Annotated in this window: 13 protein-coding genes; 11 read left to right on the forward strand and 2 right to left on the reverse strand. The window is 60.1% G+C overall.

The features are described 5' to 3' along the window. Window positions 1-477: 477 nt before the first annotated feature. Together ABN273_RS53300 and ABN273_RS53305 are read right to left on the reverse strand one after the other, a co-directional pair. On the reverse strand, window positions 478-2,301 hold the full coding sequence (locus ABN273_RS53300) for an ABC transporter ATP-binding protein (RefSeq protein WP_349457412.1): 1,824 nt from the start codon (window positions 2,299-2,301) through the stop codon (window positions 478-480). Further along, window positions 2,298-3,839 carry an ABC transporter ATP-binding protein gene (locus tag ABN273_RS53305; RefSeq protein ID WP_349457414.1) on the reverse strand — a complete coding sequence of 514 codons (1,542 nt, stop codon included), beginning with the start codon at window positions 3,837-3,839 and terminating at the stop codon, window positions 2,298-2,300. The genes ABN273_RS53300 and ABN273_RS53305 overlap by 4 nt, the downstream gene beginning before the upstream one ends. 15 nt (window positions 3,840-3,854) lie before the next feature. Between ABN273_RS53305 and ABN273_RS53310 the strand changes: the two genes are divergently transcribed. From ABN273_RS53310 to ABN273_RS53355, 11 genes are all read left to right on the forward strand, one after another. Next, on the forward strand, window positions 3,855-4,172 hold the full coding sequence (locus tag ABN273_RS53310) for a hypothetical protein (protein WP_349457415.1): 318 nt from the start codon (window positions 3,855-3,857) through the stop codon (window positions 4,170-4,172). A 1,134-nt stretch (window positions 4,173-5,306) separates the two neighbouring features. After that, window positions 5,307-6,464 (forward strand): aminotransferase class V-fold PLP-dependent enzyme, encoded by a 1,158-nt coding sequence (locus ABN273_RS53315; protein ID WP_349457416.1) that lies wholly within the window; start codon window positions 5,307-5,309, stop codon window positions 6,462-6,464. Between the two features lie 3 nt (window positions 6,465-6,467). Further along, the gene (locus ABN273_RS60030) at window positions 6,468-7,085 is read left to right on the forward strand and encodes an HIT family protein (protein ID WP_502911302.1); all 618 of its coding nucleotides are present in this window, start codon (window positions 6,468-6,470) and stop codon (window positions 7,083-7,085) included. A 98-nt stretch (window positions 7,086-7,183) separates the two neighbouring features. Beyond that, window positions 7,184-8,077, forward strand: coding sequence for an NAD-dependent epimerase/dehydratase family protein (locus ABN273_RS53320; protein ID WP_349457417.1), 894 nt, complete (start codon window positions 7,184-7,186; stop codon window positions 8,075-8,077). A gap of 48 nt (window positions 8,078-8,125) precedes the next feature. Next, window positions 8,126-8,794, forward strand: coding sequence for an HAD family hydrolase (locus ABN273_RS53325; RefSeq protein ID WP_349457418.1), 669 nt, complete (start codon window positions 8,126-8,128; stop codon window positions 8,792-8,794). Between the two features lie 75 nt (window positions 8,795-8,869). Then, a complete protein-coding gene (locus ABN273_RS53330; RefSeq protein WP_349457419.1) occupies window positions 8,870-9,406 on the forward strand; it encodes an NUDIX hydrolase in 537 nt (178 codons plus the stop codon). A gap of 74 nt (window positions 9,407-9,480) precedes the next feature. Beyond that, the gene (locus ABN273_RS53335; protein WP_349457420.1) at window positions 9,481-9,969 is read left to right on the forward strand and encodes a peptidase inhibitor family I36 protein; all 489 of its coding nucleotides are present in this window, start codon (window positions 9,481-9,483) and stop codon (window positions 9,967-9,969) included. Further along, window positions 9,966-12,905 (forward strand): S41 family peptidase, encoded by a 2,940-nt coding sequence (locus ABN273_RS53340; RefSeq protein WP_349457421.1) that lies wholly within the window; start codon window positions 9,966-9,968, stop codon window positions 12,903-12,905. Before ABN273_RS53335 ends, ABN273_RS53340 begins: the two co-directional genes overlap by 4 nt. After that, window positions 12,898-14,388, forward strand: coding sequence for a glycoside hydrolase family 3 protein (locus ABN273_RS53345; RefSeq protein ID WP_349457422.1), 1,491 nt, complete (start codon window positions 12,898-12,900; stop codon window positions 14,386-14,388). The genes ABN273_RS53340 and ABN273_RS53345 overlap by 8 nt, the downstream gene beginning before the upstream one ends. 93 nt (window positions 14,389-14,481) lie before the next feature. Continuing rightward, complete coding sequence (locus ABN273_RS53350; RefSeq protein ID WP_349457423.1) at window positions 14,482-16,296, forward strand: glycosyltransferase family 2 protein; 1,815 nt, start codon at window positions 14,482-14,484, stop codon at window positions 16,294-16,296. A gap of 248 nt (window positions 16,297-16,544) precedes the next feature. Further along, the gene (locus tag ABN273_RS53355) at window positions 16,545-17,546 is read left to right on the forward strand and encodes a sulfotransferase family protein (protein ID WP_349457424.1); all 1,002 of its coding nucleotides are present in this window, start codon (window positions 16,545-16,547) and stop codon (window positions 17,544-17,546) included. Window positions 17,547-17,549: the final 3 nt, after the last annotated feature.

The following is a 17,549-nucleotide window of genomic DNA, read 5'->3' on the forward strand; positions in this document are numbered from 1 at the left end:
CTGAACGACCAAGGAGATACGACGTCAGCGGGCAACCACCCCGATTTTCAGGCCAGAACGGCCTCCTCCACCAGGGGAGATCGGAGACTAAAGCGGGTGCCGCAGGTTCGAATCCTGCCGGGGGCACTCTTCCGACCAGGACTTTGGCCACTGACCTGCGGCTTTCCGGCCGCAGGTTTTTGCTTGGTGGACCTTGCTAGGCAGCCGAGAGCGCCCGTACGCAGCCGTAGGGCCATGATCCGGGGATATGGTCGGGATGATCTTGACGGTGTTTTCCAGGTCACGCACAGAACATGGGCCCCTTCATAGGGTACGGGCGCTCACGCTGATCGAGTCGACACCAGCACGTCCTGAGCGCGAGAAGCCGGTGGCCGTCTTCATTTCACGATGCCAGGCCTGTGAGCAGGCCAACTCGTACACACTCCCGTAGACGCCGCCCTCGGACTCAGTAGATCAGGTCGTCCTCCCGGATCGGCGCTACGGACGGTACCCCTGCGCTTGAAGGTCGAACAATGACGCGTACCGTCCGCCGGATGACATCAGTTCCGCATGGCTTCCCTGCTCGGCGACAGAACCATCTTCGAGCACCACGATCCAGTCGGCCATGCTGACCGTCGAGAATCGATGCGAAACAAACAGGGCTATCGCACCGGACGCCTCGGCGACCTGGCGCGCCCTTGCCACTTGACGTTCGAACAACAGGTGCTCCGACTGCGCGTCGAGAGCAGCGGCCGGCTCGTCAAGAATTAGGAAGACCGTGCTCCGGCGCATCATCGCCCGGCTCAAGGCTAGCTTCTGCCACTGGCCGCCGGACAGGTCCCGGCCGTCCGGGAGGCTTGTGCCGATCCCAGTCGCCAGACCGTCCGGCAGCTCCTTCAATACTCCGTCGGCGCCGGCGTCGCGCAGCGCCCGGCGAGCGGCCTGCGCATCATCGACACGCGGCAGATCGCCGACGCCCACGACATGCTGCGCCGGAAACTCAAAGCGGACGAAGTCCTGGAATGCGGCGGACATAACATCCCGCCACGCGTGTGCGTCCAGGCCCGTCATATCCCTCCCATCGACGAGAACGCGTCCTGCGCTCGGCCGGTATAGTCCGCACAGCAGTTTCACCAAGGTGCTTTTGCCCGCACCATTTTCACCCACGAGCGCTACCACCGAACCTGCGGGCAGCACTAGGTCGAGACCGCGCACGACGTCCTTGTCAGTGCCTGGATAGCGGAAGCAGACACCCTCCAGCCGTATACCGTCATGCAGAGCTTCCGGCGCGGCATCTGTGCCGTCGGCCATGGCCGCGTCCTCGCGGGCGGCGGCCATCACTCGACGCATTCGCGCGCCGATCCGCCCGGCGCGTTGCATGTCGAAAGTGAGGCTAAGGATCTGGGTCACACCGACGGCGACCTGCCGAGCCAGAACAAGAGCGAGGACCACATCGTCGGCTCCGGCGTGCCCGGAGACCGCATCGCGCACCACAAGTAGCAGCGCCAAGCCGTAGGCCGCTCCAAAAACCACCTGTCCGGCTGTGCGGACTACTGCCGCTATGGTCTCAGCGCGGCGGGTCCGCGCCGCAGCCCTACTAATCAGTTCCTCCTGACGGCGTGTCAGTTCCAGGCTGAGCCCAGCCAGGCGAATCTCCATCATCGGGCCCGGCCGCTGAGCGAGCGTCAGCAGGTCGTGGGCGCGGCGGTGCTGCGGCTCTACAGCCTTTCGGATGCGCTCGCACAGCTCCGTGGCGTAGCGTCCCGCGAAGTAGGGGGCGAGCGCCGCGACTGGCAGGAGCATGAGCAGCGGCTGAAGCTGCCCTAGCAATGCGACGGTCACGAACATCTGGACGATGATCGCCAGTGTCTCCAACAGACCGCGCACCACATTGTGCAGCCCGAAGACGTCCTGCTGAAGTAGTGACATCTCGTCAGCGAATTCAGGGTCCTCCTGCCGATCCAGTGTCGCGCTGCTCTGAGTAGCCCGCACAAGACGCGCTGTGGTGGCCAGGAGAGCCCGCTCCCCCAGCACGGAAAAGATTATCGACGTGAAATGCCCCGTAGTCAGCTGGATTACGGCCAGCACGGCCACCCCGCACCCTGCGAAGGCGGCGACACCCGGCCGACCGTATGCAGCGGCCCCGACTAGCTCCGCCAGCGCCAAGCCGAGAAGCGGACGGGAGATCGCCCCAGAGAAGATCAGCAGGACGCCGCCGACTGCGCGGGCTGGATCTTCCCGCAGCAGCATCCAGCATGTGGCGAAGGCGTCGTGTGTGCCTCGGAGCCGTCCTTCCGGCCTTGACTTGATCGCAGCCATCATGACTCGTCCCCAGCTCCCGCACCAGTGGCCACGGCGAATGGAGCGCTTTGTAGCGCGAACATGCGCGCGTACTGCCCGCCGAGCTCCATAAGCTCGGCGTGGGTGCCGTTCTCGACGACGCGGCCGCCGTCAAGCACGACGATCTGGTTGGCCCGGCGGACGGTGGCGAACCGATGCGACACCACGATAGTGGTCGTTCCGCGCGTCAAATCCAGGAAGTTGTCAATGAACTCCGCTTCGGCGCGCACGTCCATGCTCGCGGTCGGCTCATCCAGGATCAAGACCGAAGCGCCGTTGTCCACCGCCAGCATCGCCCTAGCAAGAGCCACGCGCTGCCACTGTCCGCCGGACAGCTCTGTGCCGCCCCGGTATTCACGGCTGAGCACAGTATCGAATCCCTGATCCAGTCCTTCCAGGAAGCGGTCAGCGCCGACACGCTCCGCAGCCCGCCTGACCGCCGTCCGGTCTGCGACCAACTCGGCCGCACCAAAGCCGATGTTGTCGGCAGCCGAGAGCGGGTAGCGGCCGAACTCCTGGAAAACACCAGCGATGCGGCGCTGCCACTGCGCGGCGTCTATGCTCTTGATGTCGACACCGTCCACATTGATCCGGCCGGACTGCGGCTCGTAGAACCGGCACAGTAGTTTGATCAACGTGGTCTTTCCCGCACCGTTGGCGCCCACCACGGCGAGTGATGTCCCGGCCCTCAGATTCAGTGTTAAGCCGGACAGCACCGGTTGGGCTGTGCCCGGGTAAGTGAAAACGAGGTCCTCGAAGTGGATCGACTCGGTCACCGACATGGCCGATACGGTGGGAACGGCGTCCGGTACCGCAATGGGCGGCCCAGCGGCGGCCATCGCCGCCTCTACCCGCTCAAGGTGACGCACGCTAGTGAGGCCGTAGGAGATGATGTAGTCCGATTCATCGAAACTGGCACCAATACTGAGCGCGCCGATCACCGCCTGTGCGACCAGCATAGTCGAGCCTACGGACAGCCCTCCGCCGAAGTTCGGCCAGGCCAGCCCCACCAGCGCCAGCGCCCCACCAAAGGCCGTGACCGTCGCGGCCAACACGAAGGGCCGAACGAAGGCCGCAGAGCGGATGTTCCAAAGCATGCGGAAGTACCCGAGACCTTCCTCCTGACCGCGGTCGGCCAGCCACCCAGCCAGCCCGAAGATACGCGACTCCTTCCCGATCGTGGGCCCCAGAGTGAAGGCAGACAGGAAGGAGTGCCGTCGCCGCTGCGCAATCGTCTTGACAATCGCCGATGAGTAGGCGTTTGCCCCCCGCCGATGTGTGACCCGTAGTACCAAACCTCCGAGCCCAGCGGCCGTCGCCGCGAGCCAGGTGAACTCGACCCCGATGACGACTAACGCCCCGGCGAACTCGGTATATCGGGCCAGCAGCGTCAGCGACGCCGCCGCAGCCGCGCCAGGAGTTGCGTACCGCCGCATCCCTGCGACCGCCTCGTCCAGCGCCGCTCGGACGTCAGGCCGCTCCATGACGGCAATTCCCGGTGCACGGTAGTTCGTGGACATGAGTCGCCGGTATACGTGAATGTCGACCCGGTACTGGATCCCCCACGCCAGCATCCGCTGCACTGGCGCCAGCACCTGCCCAAGCACCAGGGCACCCGCAGCCAGCCCCATAGATATCTCGAGCTCCCGCCATGCATCCGACTCGATTCCGCCAACCGCAGCCGCACGCACATTTCCCACAGCCGCACTGCTGAACACCATGAACGCGAGCGGCGCCGCTCCGACTGCCAGCTGAAGGAGGAGGCTGGCGGTGACAGCCGATCTAGAGGCGTGTCGCAGGAGTTTGAGCAGGTTAAGGCGCTCGTGGAGAACGCTCAGTGGTTTGAATGGTGAGCACATGGAGGTCAGCTCTCTTGTTGTGGCAGAGGTACGATACGGCTGAGGCCACAGCCTTGATCGGAGCGCGAGACCATTCGAGACCCAGCGATTCGTCTGCCAGCACTCGTCTCAAAAGCGCTGCCGACGCGTTATCGACGGCTCAGCTCGAGGTCTGATCCGGCGTACATACAACGCCTCAGACTCTCATCTGGTACCGATTCCCATGCCCACTACACGCAGCCCTCTCAGGAGCTCGGAAGGTGACCACCGGCTGTCACGAGGAGAGATTAGAGCCGGACAGTGAGCACGGGACCAGCCTAGTCGGCGACTGGTTCGAAAGTCTCAATGCACCCAACCTTTCGATTGCCCTTATTCCAGAAGCATCTACGGCATGATCTCGAATCCTGACCACGTCAACGGGCCTTGGCCTCGCATTGGGCATGTAACGCGCGGCCGGGCTCCTCGGCTGCCCAATTGAATACTACGAGTGAACAGCCAGCTGCATTTCGCCAGCGAAGCCTCCTGAAACTTTCCTACACCAGTAACAGCCAGTCTGCAAAGTCTTGACATCGTAGCCTTTGGGATGATCTCATCCAGGGCGTGATGGGACGCAAGCTACACAGCGGTGCCGTAGGCGCACCTCAATCCCGTCAGGAGCGCCTCGGCATTCCACGCTGCAAGACTGCCTAACAACCCGCTGATGGGAAGGTCGCAAAACGAAATGTCAGGGACTTCGAGGGGGTAGGACGTATCTAGACTACTTGATGACGGCAACGTCAAACCTATTGCAATGAGCCCAAAGCCGGATCACGGTCACGTGCGGCCACGGACACGTTTCAGCCAGACCGGTCGCCGGCGGACAACTGCCCGCTGGCTGTTTTGAAAGTATGAATTACATGGTTGCGTTTCGGCTTTGCATCAAGTACTAGTAGATCTTCAGGCGCCGAACAGTGGCCGCTCTCTCTCGAGGATCCCAGAAATTCTGTCTAGGTGTGCTCGCACAGACTGAGAAAGCACTCACTCTCGCCAGGCGTCACACCAGAGGCCACCTCATCTGGTGATCGTATCGCGTCCGGATTGGTGCATCGCATTGTATGCAAACTACGACAGGTGATGCTCTAGCGGAGCTACAGTAAGGAAACTCTTATAGTGCTCTACCTTGATCAGGCCGCCACCTCACATCCAAAACCGCCACAAGTCGTGGAAGCCATGCAGAGCTACATGGCGCTCGGCGGAAATCCGGGGCGCTCTGGACACGCCATGGCGACCGCAGCCGAGGAAACGATCTGGCAAGCGCGAGAGTCTGCCGCAGAACTCTTCGGTGCCGCGGATGCCAGTAGAGTCGTATTCACTCTAAACGCCACCATGGCGCTGAACATGGTAATTAAAGGGCTGCCCCGGCGCGGGGCCAGAGTGCTGACCAGCGGATTCGAGCACAATTCGGTGGCGCGGCCGGTACATGCCCTGGCCTCAGAAGGCATCAGTTGGACGATTATCAGCGGCGACAGCGACAATCCGGTCGATCTGAACCAGATGGAAGCCGAGCTTGCTCAGGGAGATGTCCACCTGGTGGTTGTGGCCCATGGGTCCAATGTGACAGGCGCGGTGGCGCCATTAGAAGAAATCTCGTCTCTGTGCAGTCACTATGGCGCCTTCCTCTTGGTAGACGCTGCACAGACAGCCGGACACATACCGTTACGAGTCGGCGCAACTGATCTGATTGTCTTTTCTGGGCATAAGGGTCTCCTTGGGCCTCAAGGTGTCGGTGGCCTGGTGCTGGGAAGCGAAAGTCCCAGCATCGAGGCACTCATAACGGGTGGAACTGGTGGACGTTCGGAACTGATGGAGCATCCACGTTGGTTGCCGAATGCGCTGGAGGCAGGAACTCCGAACGGTGTTGGAATCGCGGGCCTGGCCGCAGGAATAGCGCATGTGAAGGCTGTTGGATTCGATGCGATATCAGGCCAGGAACGTTCCATCAGAGAAGCCTTCGTTTCCAAGCTCGAAGCAGCAGATCGGGACCTTTGTTATAGATGGCCTTCATCTGCGCGCCCAATGCCAGTCGTATCTGTGAGGATTCCGGGGCTTCGTTCGGGAGAAGCAGCAGCACTTCTGGAAGAACGTTATCAGATCCTCGTTCGTGGTGGACTCCATTGTTCGCCTTTGGCTCATCGGAGTCTGGGAACCCTAGGCGATGGGACTGTCCGAGTCAGTTTCAGCCATCAGAATACCCCGGCTGAGGCACAGCAGGTGGCTGATGCGATTCTAGAGCTGGTATGCGAGCATGAAAAGAAAGGGCATTATTAAGACATGGAAGGCTGCATTTTCTGTCAGCGAGAAGCGGGTATAGTGTGGAGTACCGACAACTTTTACCTGCAACTCGATGACGCTCCGATAGTTGAAGGGCACACACTCCTATGCCCCCGTGACCACTATTCGTCAATCGCCGATCTACCTGCGGATCTCCTACGTGAATGCGAATCACATCTCGAAATGGTCGCCTCTCTTCAGGAGAAAGAGTATGGCCCTCTAGTAATTTTCGAACATGGCCGCACCGGCCATTGCGTGAGATTAAATGCAAGTGAACGCATGTGTAACCATGCACACCTTCATATTCTGCCCATAGAACACGATCTTGCGGGATCTATAAATATGGGAGAATCCGCCGGATGGGAGACGTTGACAGAAGTCGCACAGCTTGCATCTGATGTCAGCGGCTACATCATCGTTAAATCCATCGCATCTAAAGGATCCTTTGTTCCGATAATGCGCCCACTTCCTCCTCATTATCTTCGAACGGTCGCAAGCTCGTTGATAGGAAACAAACACCTGGCCGACTGGGAGAAGACTATTACATGGAAGAGAAGCCTTGAGCTTAAGAGGCGTGCTGGCGACCGGCTCGTTACGAGATTCCAAAAAGGCGCCTGAAGAGCTTGCGCACCTGACTGCTAGCCTGCGCTGAAGGCAACGCACCACCTTGCTTTGTATTCCCTCGCAGCGGAAAGAGGATGATTTTAATGCGAATCATGGTGACCGGCGCCCAAGGATTTATCGGCCGAAACCTCTGCAAGAGCTTGGTGGACCATGGCATAGCGATAACTCGTGTGGACAACTTGTCTGTTACTCCTGTAGTTGCGCCGCCGGGCGACTTCAATCCGATCTCGGTCGAGGATTTGAAGCCTGCAGACCTTTCCTGTACGGATCTCGTTTTCCATCTGGCGGCGCACAAGAGCGTGCCACTTTCTTTCAACCAGAAGAGTGCCGAACGTAATCTCACCGCTGATCATCATCTGCTGCGCATTGCCGGCGAAGCAGGCGTACCTCGAATCTTTATTGCTTCAAGTTGCGAGGTTTATGGAGAGGCAGGTGGCGCTCTGAATTCTGAGGAAGATTTAGCGGCCCCCCGGTCCCCCTATGCGGTCTCCAAACTGGCAGCTGAGCACCTCGCCAGAGTATACAGCAGTATTTACAAGGACTCTCGCTTCACCGCTCTAAGATTTTTCAATGTATATGGCTGGGATGAAGGCAGAGACGCAGTGATCCCAGGCTTTGTCACATGCGCCCTGGAAGGCCGACCACTCCAAATTGAAGGAGACGGTGAACAGAGGCGAGACTTCTCACACATTGATGATATTATCCGTGTTCTTATGCGGATAATCAACTGTAGCGAGCTACCCCCGATTCTCAACATCGGGAGCGGTCGAAGCTATTCCGTCAATGAGGTAATGAAGATAATAGGATCCCTTTGCCCCGAGATCATTGTAAATTGGACTCTTGGACGAGTAAACGAAATTACAGAATTCCGCGCCGACACGTCCACACTCCGCGGCCTCCTCGGGGGGTCCCAACCTGGGCGCTCGCTGAAGACTGGAATAGCCCAGGTCATGAATCAGATTCGGGAGAGTGGCCAACCGGGTTAGCTAGATCCAAGCGTTGCGTCCAGGTAAGTGCATCGAGAGGAGATGGTGATGGCGTCTTCGGCCAGTAAGGCGATGACAGACGTTCTTCTTTGCGACCTCGGAGGCGTGTTCTTTGACATCTCGTTCGAGCGCGCAATCAACGTTTGGCGAGAGCTCGGTTTCTCTCAGAAAGAAGAGCTGACCGTCGGCTCCGTTCTCACTAAGGAGTTCTTCGCATTTGAGGCTGGCAAGCTGGACGAACAGGATTTCCTTGCCATGCTCGAACGGTCGATCGGTTGGTTCGGACCTCGTGAACTAATGGTCGAGGGTTGGAACTCTATCTATGGTTCAGTGAATGCCGACGTGGTGAGGTTCTTGCTGGATCTACGCGGCGCTGGATGGACCTTGATCGGAGTGAGTAACACGAACCCCATTCATGAACCAGTTTGGCGTGCCAGATTTGGAGGCGCATTGTCTGTATTCGATCGCGTGGTCACCTCAATCGAGGCGGACAGCTCCAAGCCGTCTCGGGAATTCTTTGATTATACGTTGTCCAGTCAACCGAACGCTCGGCCAGTTCTCCTCGATGATCGTTTGGAAATCGTCAATGAAGCTAGAAATGTCAATGTCGCCGCATTTCACTATGATGGTCCAGAGAGACTTTCGAGACTTAGCGTAAAGCTACTGAAGAGAGAAGATTTCACGTGCGCGAGTTGGCTGGAGAGCCAACTCGACTAGATAAGGCTCTCCAGTAGCACGTCAGCATCGATGAGGAATGGGAGTGTTCTAGTGGGATGCGATCCCCGGGAGACCGTGCATGAAAATCCGTGGTTTTCCGTCGTTAAGAGCACATTCAATGACGAAACTTTCTGGTCTGTAGCTTTCCATCGCGAGGCGGTGGCAATTATTGCCGTCGCGCCCTCCGGGCGGATCGGCCTAATTCAGGAGTACAGGCCAGCTATCTCCCGTGCTGTTTGGGATATCCCCGCCGGGGCGATGGAGCATGGCGAGCTTCCAGCGCAAGCGGCAGTGAGAGAGGCGCAGGAGGAGTTGGGCCTTCCTGAGGACGTGTTCGGCTCACCACAACAGCTCGGAGTATGCACGCTCTCCCCCGGGAGTACCAACCAGAGAATGCACCTCTTCAAGGTACCACTCCATCGTGAGGCGGGAAGCCCAGAGTCGCGGTCCAATGACTCGGGCATCTTGGAGCAGCGCTGGGTGACGCTTGACGAAGCGAGATCCTTCCTTTCCGAGGGAGGATCATCTCACAGTCAATTGGCGCTTGCCCTCTTCGAACGAGAGGCGCTGATTGAATCGTGGAGCGCAAGTAATGGTGCCGCCCCACACTAAATGGCGTTGGAAGTCGCAAATGATTTTAGTGAGTTGACCCCTGATCTCGACGAGTAGTAGCAGCAGGAGTGCCTATGAGCAGCAATCACAGCGACACAGATCATCTGGCGGCAACCTTCACAGAGGCCGTGTCCTCAGTGGACTCTACGCATAGGGCCACTGGATACGATAGGTGCCCTGACGGATATTACTGCATGTTTTCTGGCCTGAATGGAAGCGGCGATGTGGCCGTTATTGAGGAAGCGATTCCAGATCTCGCTTTACTGAACATGGAAAGGAGGGCAAAATCGGACTGGAACCGGACAAAACATGTGGTCTACCTCTACACTGAATCAAACTATGACGGATTCGTGACGACAACGGGGCCCGACAGCAAGGGGAATTTTTACTCAAAATTTCGCGATGTCTTCACCTCTGCTCGTGTTGATCGCCAGGACGAAGGTCCTAGAGCGATTTCCTTGAGGCCAGCCGACCTTGAGCCACTTGGTAACGGCAATGGGTCCATTCGGAGTCCATTTTGGAGGCAGACCACGTGCCATGCTGAAGGAAGGTACATGCCGTGATCGGTAGCGCCTACCTGCGGTATCCCCATGTCCGCCATGAGCTGGTCGCCTTCGTCGCGGCCGATCATGTCTGGACAGTTCCGGTTGACGGAGGCATGGCCCAGCGGCTGACGGTCGATCCTGCGCCCTCCGCCCATCCGAGGCTTTCGCCCAATGGCATGAACCTTGCCTGGACGAGCACACCACACGGCCAGCGCGACATCTACGTCGGCGAAGTCGGGAACGGAGAAATACGGCGGCTCACGCACTGGGCACACCGCACGACGCGGATGCGGGGTTGGACTCCTGAGGGGGACATCCTCGCGATCACGGCGATAGGCGAGCCCTTCTCGCGGCATACTTGGGCACACCGTCTGTCGCTCTCGGGTGGCGCCGGGGTGCGCCTCCCCTACGGCCCCGTCGTAGACCTGGACGTCGGTACTTGTTCAGTGCTGCTGCTGACCAGTGCGGTGGGAGGCGAGCCAGCATTCTGGAAGGGCTATCGCGGCGGCGCCCGCGGTCGGCTGTGGGTGTCGGTCGCAGGTAAGCCGTTCGCCCAGATCCACGCTGACATTCAAGGGTGCCTGGCCAGCCCTATGATCGTCGGCAGCCAGATTGCGTTCCTTTCGGACCACGAAGGTACGGCGAACCTTTATGCATCAGAAATGGATGGCTCCGGGCTGCGCCGTCTTACCGACCATGCCGGCTTCTATGCTCGCAATGCCTCGACCGACGGTCGCCGCATCGTGTACCAGCGTGCCGGAGAGATTTGGCTCCTGGACGGCCTTGACACCGCACCACAACGGGTCGAGGTGCAACTGCCGCCCAACGCCGAGCCGCGCTCCGTAATTTCGTTCGCCGCAAACCGGTTCTCCAGCAACAGATCGGGTGACGCCGCCGCGATCGGGGTTGGTGGGACGGTGCACTGGCTGATCCACGACCCGCCATCGGTGCGGGTGGTCACCGCCGACGAGGGCACGCGCGTACGGCATCCGATGATGGCCGGCGACTGCAGTGTGATCTGGGTGGCCGAGAACGCTGATCATGATCAGGCACTTTTCCTCGCCGACCCAACAGCGCCGGAGCCGGTACCGACCCGAATCGCCACGGCAATTGGACGCGTCGCGCAACTTGCCGCGTCGCCGGACGGCGCATCGGCCGCAATCGCCACCGAGGATGGCCGTGTGCTGCACGTGGGGCTGGACAGCGGAAAGATCAGCCAGCTCGCTGTCGGCAACGGTCCGGCCAGCGGACTGTGCTTCTCGCCGGACTCCGCGCGTCTGGCCTGGTCGCACCACGTCGACGTGGGTCTGCGCATCATCTGCATAGCCACTCTGCGAGACCAGGGCATCATCCAACTCACCGAGGCACAGTTCGCTGACACCGATCCGGTGTTCACCTTGGACGGCCGCCATTTAGCCTTCCTGTCACGGCCGTCAGCCTGCCCCCGCGAAGCGTTGCAGGCACCAATGTTTTCCCGCCCGCAGCTGGCTTCCCTTGCCCACGGCGATATCCAAGCGCTGCCAGTAACAGAGGGCGACTACTCCGGGCTGCGTGCGGTGTCCCAGGGCCTGGCGTGGTTGCGGGATGGGAGTCTTGAGGTGTTCGAACTCAAATCCCTCAAGCAGGTTTCTATTGCGGCGGGCGTGGACTGGTTTGAGGCCAGCGGCGATGGATCCAGTCTCTTCTTCGGCAAGCAGGGCAAGGTGTTTTGCTGTTCCGTAGACCTTGGCTTTGACGCCAAGTACGAGATGGATCTGAGCCAGATTTCCGTCGAGGCGGACCGGGCCGCAGTGTGGCGGCAGGCATGGGCAGAGGCAGGCCGCATCGTGCGTCACGACTTCTGGGATCCACGGCTTCCCAGCATCGACTGGGAGGAGAAGATGGGCCGTTATCGGCCGCTGCTCGATCTGATCCGCACCGCTGACGAGTTCGAGGATCTGCTGACGGACCTGCATGGTGAACTCCGGACGTCCCACACCTATGTGTGGGGGCCGGACTCCTATGGCTGGGGGCGGCCAGACAACGCGCCGGGCCTGCTCGGAGCCGACCTCGTGCAGGAGCGGCAACCTGATGGACCTTGGCGCATCTCGCGGATCATCGCGGGTGACCGAGCCGATGAGTTGGCCAGGTCCCCGCTGACTGAGCGCGCGGCCTCTGGCGAGACTGCTCGTGAAGGCGACCAGATCCTCGCAGTCGATGGACAAACTGTGGAGGGCGCGCGGGGTCCATGGCCGTTGCTAGACGGGTCCGCCGGGAAGTCGGTGAAGCTCATGCTTGCCGGAAACTCCGGGGCTGATTCGAGAGAAGTCGTTGTCATACCATTGTTAGACGACGAACGGCTGCGCTACCAGGACTGGATCCGGCGCCGTCGGGGCGAGGTCCATCGCCGCAGCGGCGGACGGGTCGGTTACGTGCATATCCCAGACATGCTGCCACGTGGTTGGGCACAGTTCAGCCGCGATGCAAGACGCGAAATGCGCTGCGATGGTCTCATTGTTGATATCCGATGGAATCGGGGTGGTTATGCCTCCCAGCCGATCCTGGACCGCCTCTCGAGACGGCTGATCGGGCAATACCACCCGCGCATAGGCCAGCCGTACACATTCCCGGAGACGATGCCGCGTGGACCGATCGTGCTCTGCGTCGACGAAGGCACCGGTTCAGACGCGGAGATGTTCGCCGCCGCAGTTCAGGGTCTCGGCCTTGGCCCGGTTGTAGGCGCCCGCACTTGGGGCGGAACGGTGAGTTTCGGTGAGGTGCATCAACTTCTTGATGGCACCCGAATCACGGTGCCCACTCTCGGCCTGCGCTTTGAGCAGCACGGTTGGGAGGTGGAGAACCGCGGAATCGTGCCCGATTCTGAGGTGATCATCCGGCCCGAGGACTGGGCGCGGGATCATGACCCGCAGATCGCCCGTTGCCTGCAGATTGCGATGGAGTTGTTGGATGGCTGACTTGCGCGACCTGAACAATCGCGCTCTGACCGTGCTGCAGCCCTGCTTCGACGGAACGACCCCGCCGGACTGGTTGCGTGCCATGCTCGACGATGGTCTGAGTGCTATCACGCTCTACCGGCGCAACATCAGCTCCGAGGAGCAGTTGGCGGCGCTGACCTCAGAGCTACGGCGGCACCAGCCCGAACTTATCATCGCCGTCGACGAGGAAGGGGGTGATATCACCAGAGTGGAGGGGCAAGGCAGCTCCTTCCCAGGCAACGCTGTGCTCGGCGCCATCGACGATGTTGCGTTGACCGAGTCGGTAGGCGAGGCGATCGGTTCCATGCTTGCCCGTTGCGGGGTGAACCTCGATCTTGCCCCAGTGGTGGATCTATACAATCCCACCAGCTCGGTCATAGGCACCCGATCCTTCGGCATGGACCCAGATCTCGTCGCACGACACACCGCGTCTTATGTGAAGGGTATACAGGCCTCCTGCGTCGCCGCATGCGCGAAACACTTTCCGGGGCATGGCCAAACAGCTGAGGACTCGCACTTCACCGCGCCCCGCGCCGCAGAAGACGCCAAGCTTCCCCCACACTTGGTCTCATTCCAAGCCGCGATCTCGGCTGGCGTTAAAGCGATCATGTCAGCGCATCTGGTACTGCCGCGCTACGGTGAACTGCCAGCCACGCTCAATCGCCTCGTGCTGGATGGGCTCTTGCGCAAGGATCTCCGCTTCGACGGTGTGGTCATCACGGACGGAATGGAGATGGAGTCGATCGTCAAGCCCTTCGGACTCGAGAAGGGCACCGTGATGGCGCTCGCGGCGGGCGCCGACTTGATATGCGTGGGCGGCGGGCTGCCCAACAAGGACACAGTCGTAACCTTGCGCGCCGCCCTCGTTGACGCCGTAGTTCGGGGGCGCCTGAGCGAGGAGCGACTGCACGATGCGGCGAGACGGGTTAGGGCCCTCGCCACGTGGGCGCATCCGGTCGCGGCGAGCGATGTCGACTTGCGAGTGGGCCTGGTGGCCGCTCGGTTGGCAATCACCCGCCAGGGGATCGGCAGCCCCCTCGACCAGCCGCCGCACGTGGTGGAGTTCTCCCAGGACACAATCCACGGTGGACGGGGGATGCCCTGGGGACTCGGCTGCCCAGCGGCGAAGGCGTTTTTGGACCGTCTGCTGCCCGGGACGACGTGGCATAGCGTGCGGCACGACGAGCCATACCTTCACGATGTGCTCGCCGCGGCTGAGGCACGACCTCTGATTCTTTCTGTACGTAACTTGCATCGCCACGAGTGGATGAGGCGGATGGTGCGAGACATCCTCACTACACGCCCCGACGCGGTGCTGATCGAGGCTGGGATGCCAATCGGCTTGCCCGACACCGGCGCTGTGATAGCGGCGCATAGCGGATCACTAGCATCCGCGATCGCTGTGGTTGAGGTGCTCACGGAGCGCTCCTGGGATGATGTGCATGGTCACCAAGCTCAATAACGCTCGCGCCTGATCACCTGCTCTCGCGGCGGTCAGTGTGGCACCAATATTGCAGGCGGCTAGGTATGCCCCCTGCGGGAAAGGCGGCGCAGGATGAGTCCCGAGAGGACCGTCACGATTCATGTCGGGTATGACGAGCACGTCGGGGATTACGAGGCCACGGGCGAATGTTACGAGGTCGCGGAGGTGGCCAAGGCCGGTCTCACCGACGCCGATGACATCGCTGAAGTGAGGTTTGCCGCTCGGACCGCCACAGATCTTCGTCGCGCAACGGTGTTCGAGCACTGGCTGCCGATGGCCTCCCGCTTCCGACTGGAGCTGGCACATGTTCCAACGCACAAGGGCCCACCCTTGCCGTCGGTAAATGATGAGGATCTGTGGTCTCGGGGCATGGCGCTGCGTCCGCAGGACGGCATTAACCAGACTGTGAGGGTCTGGGAGTGCCTACAGCAGATAGCCGCTAAGAGATCGGCCAGCGGTAGCTGGGAGATCGACTTGGAGTTTTGCCACCGCGTCCCCCTGGGAGCGATTCTCACTGCTGTGTGTCGAGCGCTCGACGGCCACCGATCCATGCGATCAGGTCCGGTGGCCGGTCCCACAGGGCCGGGTACCGTCTTCCCACGCTTGGCGCTGATCAAAGACCCTGCCCGACATCGGTTCGTTACCCGCGCTGAGTTGGTCGAGGGCACCGTGATTGCGGTGGCGGCGGGGCCCGAGATCGCGCGGACCCCGCCGGTGGATGAGCGTTCGGTGAATCCAACGGGTTTCCTGCGCCGCGTTGGCCCGTCCTTCGGCAGCCTAATCAGCGTCGAGAACCGGCACAGCGTCGTAGTTCCTGGACTCCCACCGATCCGGCTACCGCTGAGCGGCGAGGTCACCGACCGCGAGATCTCCGAGCTGCGCAGCGTGCGCGGAATCCTGATCCCCTTTCCGTCACATGTGCAGGATCAACGCATCGTTGCACGCATCGTGGCTGGGTTCGGCGCAGCCGGGGTGCCCATTTATGGTGAACCGCACACTGAGTGGCCAGGACTACTCGGCGACGAGTTGGCCACGCTGTTCACAACCGCGACGAAAGAGTTGCTGTGCGACGACCTGTATCGAGAGGAGCACAGCATTCTACTGCGTCGGCACGTACTGCGGCACCATGGCACGATCGGGCGCCTGTACCCTGGCGAGCGCCCGCGCGTCAGCGTTCTTATGAGCACGAAGCGTCCGGAGATGGTGGCGCGCGCCGTCGCCCAGGTGCGCCGGCAACGCGACGTAGAAGTGGAGCTCGTCCTTGCCCTCCACGGCTTTCCGCCCTCGTTTGTTCCGCCGGACGTCGCGGCTGAGTGCCAGGTGATCTGCGTTCCATCCAGCGCCGCGCTGGGCGAAGTGCTTAACCTTGCCGCCGCACGCGCAGGCGGCACATTCCTGGCGAAGATGGACGATGACGACTTTTACGGGCCAGACCATCTCGCAGATCTATCGCTGAGCCAGCGATTCTCTGGCGCGGACCTGGTCGGTTTCTCTGGTGAGCAAGTATATCTCGCAGAGCTGGATCTCACTATAGGACGTATGGCCAACATGGAGGTGGAAAAGCCGACCTCTGCCGTCGGGAATGGAATCTTGATGGGTGGGTCACTCTTCATAACACGGTCCGCTTTCGACGCGCTCGGCGGGTTCAAGCCTGTGCCGCTGCACGAAGACGGCGAGTTGTGCGCGGCGGTACGAAGCGCGGGAGGCTTGGTCTACCGGCAGCATGGGCTCAACCACATCTACTACAGAGGGGCGCCAGAGAACCATTCTTGGCAGGTATCCAATGAGTGGTACCTCAATGGCAGTCCATATCGCTGGCCAGGTCTTCATTTCAATCGCCTGATGACTCAGCTGAGAGAGGAAGGTGCAAGGTTGGCAGACAATTAGTACCTACCAAGGGGCAGACTTACGCACCTTGGCAGCTCACCGCACACCTTCATCCCACGCACAATCCGTAGATGCCACATCCTTTTTCAAGGCGGAACACGCCAGCTTTGATTCGATGCGATGTCGAGGCTTTGGGATTGATTCGACACCTTCCTCCTTGACACTTATGGAAGGGTGTTTGTCGGATCTATAGTTTAACCAAGCGACGCGTCAGCAAAACACTGCAAGAAAAAGAAAGGGATAGTTCTGTGATAGAGACCAGGGTTCAAATGATCGGGACGCAGCGTTCCGGCTCCAATTTGCTCCGTCTAATGCTCGACCAATTGCCTGAGGTATTCGCTCCTCCATCCGTGCATGTGCTTAGAGACTTCCAGGATCTCGTTCCAGCATACGGCCCACTCACGGAGGATCAAAGTTTTCGATCCCTGATTCATGATGTAATTGCTGTCATCAATGAGAACGTCCTGAAGTGGCCTGTGGATTCTCTATCAGTGGACACTGTGTTCGATCAGTGTAGCGGCCGCACCTTGGAACATGTATATTCGGCTGTTCATGATGTCGCAGCGGATCGTTGCGCAAAGGCATGGGTTTCCAAAAGCCTCGAGAATGTAGAACGCCTGGACAGGATGCGAGAAGCAATTCCAGGCCTCCAAGTCCTTCACCTCCTTCGTGATCCGAGAGATGTGGCACTCTCCTTTACCAAGGCCCCGATTGGCCCGAAGCATCCAGTGGCGATCGCCTGGATATGGATAGAACATCAAAAATTAGCGGCGAAGCATGCAGAGGGCGCCGAGAGTTCTAGCTGGAATGAAGTTAGATATGAGGATCTAGTTGTTAGTCCTCGCGACACCGTCGAGCAGCTTTGTTCAGCTTACAATATCAGCTTTTCGGGCGATGTAACTGGCTTCTATCAGCGCCTGGATGCTAGAGAGGCTCCGGAGCTCTCGTCCCTATGGGCCAACCTGGACAAACCGGTACAGGCTGCGAATTCAGGAAAGTATAGACTCTCTCAGCATAGAGAGTTTGTAGAGGCTGTCGAGGAGGCGGCATATGATTCCATGATCACATGGGGGTATGAACCTCTATATGCTCGAGGCCAACGGCATTACTCTAGTACCCAGATCAACGACATCATGGATAAGGATTCGGAGCTCCGTCGAAAGCATCCAGAACAGCAGAATCCCCTCATCCAAGCGCCACACAAGCGTCGAGACGAGATCCTGGAATCAGTGCGACGGGCCATACCGTAGGAA

It is taken from the genome of Nonomuraea sp. B19D2 (assembly GCF_040137845.1).
GTDB lineage: Bacteria > Actinomycetota > Actinomycetes > Streptosporangiales > Streptosporangiaceae > Nonomuraea.